General features: G+C 65.6%; 4 protein-coding genes. All 4 read left to right on the top strand.

Features of this window, described 5'->3' with window-relative positions; all coding sequences use genetic code 11:
* Positions 1 to 24 precede the first annotated feature (24 nt).
* Genes AC1DY5_RS45710 through AC1DY5_RS45695 form a run of 4 tightly spaced genes read left to right on the top strand, consistent with a single transcriptional unit; the run spans position 25 to position 3,735 of the window.
* Positions 25 to 585 (top strand): VOC family protein, encoded by a 561-nt coding sequence (locus AC1DY5_RS45710; RefSeq protein ID WP_478121011.1) that lies wholly within the window; start codon positions 25 to 27, stop codon positions 583 to 585.
* The gene (gene mhpA, locus AC1DY5_RS45705; protein WP_478121010.1) at positions 578 to 2,077 is read left to right on the top strand and encodes a bifunctional 3-(3-hydroxy-phenyl)propionate/3-hydroxycinnamic acid hydroxylase MhpA; all 1,500 of its coding nucleotides are present in this window, start codon (positions 578 to 580) and stop codon (positions 2,075 to 2,077) included. The genes AC1DY5_RS45710 and mhpA overlap by 8 nt, the downstream gene beginning before the upstream one ends.
* A gap of 21 nt (positions 2,078 to 2,098) precedes the next feature.
* Positions 2,099 to 2,851 carry an IclR family transcriptional regulator gene (locus AC1DY5_RS45700; RefSeq protein WP_478121009.1) on the top strand — a complete coding sequence of 251 codons (753 nt, stop codon included), beginning with the start codon at positions 2,099 to 2,101 and terminating at the stop codon, positions 2,849 to 2,851.
* Between the two features lie 35 nt (positions 2,852 to 2,886).
* Complete coding sequence (locus tag AC1DY5_RS45695) at positions 2,887 to 3,735, top strand: fumarylacetoacetate hydrolase family protein (protein WP_478121008.1); 849 nt, start codon at positions 2,887 to 2,889, stop codon at positions 3,733 to 3,735.
* The last annotated feature ends 197 nt before the right edge of the window (positions 3,736 to 3,932 follow it).

Genomic DNA, 3,932 nt, shown 5'->3' with positions numbered 1-3,932 from the left:
CAGTTATCACATGGAGACAAATTGATGCAAACTTCCTCCTCGCCTTCGAATCTGCAGTTCAGCCACATCGGCCTGTACGTCACCGACCTGCCGCGCATGGCACGCTTCTACAAGCAAGCTCTTCGCTTCACGCAGACGGATGCTGGCGACCTGGGCACGGTGCAGCTGGTTTTCTTGAGCCGTGACCCCAGCGAGCACCACCAACTGGTACTGGCCACGGGCCGTCCTGCCGACATGGCGTTCAACGTGGTGAACCAGATTTCCTTTCGGGTGCCTGATCTGGCGACCCTGCGTCGCTTCCATGACCGGTTGCTGGCCGAAGGTGCCACCGACATGCACCCGGTGACCCACGGCAATGCGGTGTCGGTGTATTGCCGGGATCCCGAGGGCAACCGTCTGGAGTTGTTCATGGACACCCCCTGGTATTGCGACCAGCCACTGCGCGAGAGCATCGACCTGAGCCAGTCGGACGAGGCCATCCTTGCCCAGGCCGAGGCCATCGCCAAGCGCTTGCCCAAGTTCATGAGCCGGGCGCAGTGGCAGGCCGATGTCGCCCGTCGGATGCAGGAAGATCAGAATGTCTGAGCACTCGCACGTCTATGACGTGGCCATCGTGGGCCTGGGGCCCACCGGGGCTACGCTGGCCAACCTGCTTGGCGCCGCGGGCCGCTCGGTGCTGGTGCTGGAGAAGGAGGCCGGCATCTTTGCGCTGCCGCGTGCCATCCATTTCGATGGGGAAGTGCTTCGCATATTCCAGTCGGCGGGCTTGCGGGAGCAGGTGCTGGCGATCTCCCGTCCCGGCACGCAGGGCATGYATTTCGTCAATGGCGCTGGCGCGACGATGCTCATCCGTGGTGGTACGTCCGCCCTGGGCCCCCATGGAGGTGCCAATAACTACTACTTCCACCAGCCAGAACTGGAGGCGGTGTTGCGAGACAGCCTGTCGCGCTTCGCGCAGGTGCAGGTCGAGCTGAGGCATGAGCTGGTCGGTGTCGAGCAGGACGCCGAGCTCGCCACGCTGAGCTACCGCTCGATGGACAGCGGCGAGCTCCATTCGGCGCAGGCGCGGTATGTCGTCGGTTGCGATGGGGCTCGCTCCCCCGTCCGCCAGCACATCGAAAGTCCCATGGTCGACCTGGGTTTGCGCCAGCCCTGGCTGGTGTTCGATGTGGTGCTGGAGCAGCCGGTGGACCTGCCGGACCACACGATCCAGCACTGCGACCCGCGCCGTCCCATGACCTACTGTAACGTGGTGGGTGCGCGCCGGCGTTGGGAGATCATGGTGCTGCCCGATGACGACCGCGAGGCGCTTGTTCAGCCGGAGAGCCTCTGGAAGATGGTGGCGCCATGGGTGCGCCCGGACCAGGCGCGGCTGGAGCGCGCGGCCATCTACACCTTCCACTCGGTGATCGCCGATGGCTGGCGCGAGCGGCGCCTCTTCCTGGCCGGCGATGCGTGCCACCAGACGCCGCCCTTCCTCGGACAGGGCATGTGCGCTGGCATCCGGGATGCTTCGAACCTGGCCTGGAAGCTCGATGCGGTGCTCGCCGGCCGCGCGCCGGAGGCCCTGCTGGACACCTACGAGTCCGAGCGCAAGCCGCACGTGCGCGCGCTGATCGAGCTGGCCGTGCGCCTGGGCAGCATCATCCAGACCACCGATCCCGGGCAGGCTGCCGAGCGGGATGCGAAGCTCAAGGCCGGCCGACCGGAGGTCTTCGAGCTGCCGCCGCAGTTGCTCGGTGCCGGCGCCTTCGACGCCACGCCGGACAGCCCGGCCGGGCGGCCCTTTCCGCAGCCGCGTCTGGAGGATGGACGCCTGCTGGATGAACTGCTGGGGCGTCGAAGCGCCGTGATCGGGCACAAGGACGCGCTCTCGGCCGCCGCTCCGGCGACAGCGCAGCGCTGGCAGCACAGCAACGCCATCGTGATCGACCGTCCGGATCCGCTGCTGGATGCATGGCTGCGGGCCCACAACGTCAGTGCCGTGATACTGCGGCCCGACCGATATATCGTCGGCGTGGCGCGCTCAGGGGCTGATCTGGATCGCATTTCGCAATACCTCCCCGTCGCGCCATGAACCACTCATCGGGGAATTGCCGTGTCCGAACCTTCAACGTCGAGCCTGGAGCGCATGCTGGGGGTGCTCGACCTTTTCGACGACACCCATCTGACGCGTACTGCGGAGGACATCGCCACGACCTTGGACGTCTCGCTGCCCACCAGCTACCGCTACGTACGGCTGCTGCTGCAGGCGGGCCTCCTGCAGCGCGTGGAGGATTCGCACTACGCTCTGGGACCGCGCATCATCCTGCTGGACCACTACATCCGACGCGCCGACCCGGTACTCAAGGTGGGACTGCCCATTTTGCGGGAGTTGGTCGCGGCCACGGGATTCGACTGCGTGGTGACGGGCCTGTTCGGGCTGCAGGTGCTCGACACTCATCGGGAGATGGGTGGCACGCCAGCCACCCTGGCCTACGGTCGAGGCCGTCCACGGCCGCTGTTCCTGGGGGGCGCCCCCAAGGTCCTGCTGGCCACCTTTGGGCCCGCCCAGCTCAAGAAAGTCTTCGAATCCCGGCACGAGGAGCTGGTCGGTTGCGGCCTGCCGGCGGACTGGTCCGAGTTCCGCCGCTACTACGCGGCCATCCGCAAGGCGGGCCACTACGTGTCCAACGGCGAGCTGGAGCCGCAGCTGGCGGCGGTGGCCGCGCCCATTCCGAAGTCCGATGGCGGCGCCTGGGCTGCCATCTCCCTCGTCTTCGATACCTCGCGCCTGGCGATCGTCGACCTTGAAAAATTGGTCCATCTGATCACCGAGGCCGCCACGCGCATCGGAGGTCGGTTGGCCTAGATCCACCCATCCCTCCTTCCTAAGGAATCATCATCATGAAACTCATCAGCTATCAGTACAACGGTCAGGACAGCTACGGCGCCGTGCTGGGCGACCGCGTGGTCGACCTGCGCGAGATCTTCGGTACCCGTGCCCCGGACCTGAAATCGTTCATTGCCGCCGACCTCACCGCGCAGGCGTCGACCCAGCTCGCCGCCGCCAAGGCCACGCTGCCCTTGGCTGAAGTCAAGTTGCTGCCGGTCGTTCCCAATCCCGACAAGATCGTCTGTGTCGGTCTGAACTACGGCGAGCACATCCGCGAGACGGGCAGGGAGGTCACCGAAAGGCCGGTGCTCTTCCTGCGCGTGCCAGGCTCGCAGCTCGCCCATGGTGAGGACATCGTGCGACCGCGCTCGTCCGAGCGCCTCGACTACGAAGGTGAGATCGCCGTCATCATCGGCAAGGGCGGCCGCCACAWTTCCGAAGCGGACTCCTGGTCGCACATTGCGGGCTACAGCTGCTACAACGACGGCACCGTGCGCGACTGGCAGGTCCACACCTCCCAGTGGACGCCGGGCAAGAACTTCTGGCGCACCGGCGGCTTCGGCCCCTGGATGGTCACTGCCGACGAGATCGCGCCTGACCAGAAGATGACCCTGGTCACGCGTCTGAATGGCCAGGAGATGCAGCGCGCCAGCACCGACATGATGGTGCACAGCATCCCCCGTCAGATCGCATACATCTCCGCCTTCGTTCCTCTGGAGCCCGGGGATGTCATCGTGACCGGCACGCCAGGCGGGGTAGGCAACAAGCGCACCCCGCAGGTCTTCATGAAGTCGGGCGACATCTGCGAGATCGAGGTGGACGCGATCGGCGTGCTGCGCAACGGCATCCGCGAAGAGTGAGGCGTGAGCGACATCCGTAGATGAAAGTAAATCCGTTCCAAACGTGACGGTAAAAGTGAGACTGCCCGTGGTCTGAAGAGCCTTGTGCGCGGCCAAGCCGCATCCAGCAAGGGGTTGGTCATTCGGAAAGTAAGAGTGAAACCGCTGTTCCAGCGCGGCGTCATCGACGCAGGCCTTGAAACTCGGTCGTCAGGGCG

It is taken from the genome of Variovorax sp. P4_D9 (assembly GCF_056401695.1).
This window is presented reverse-complemented; position numbering and strand designations above follow the sequence as displayed.

Bases quoted from the DNA above. Each gene is read 5' to 3' on its own strand.
- AC1DY5_RS45710 (WP_478121011.1), top strand. From the start codon at position 25: ATGCAAACTTCCTCCTCGCCTTCGAATCTGCAGTTCAGCCACATCGGC.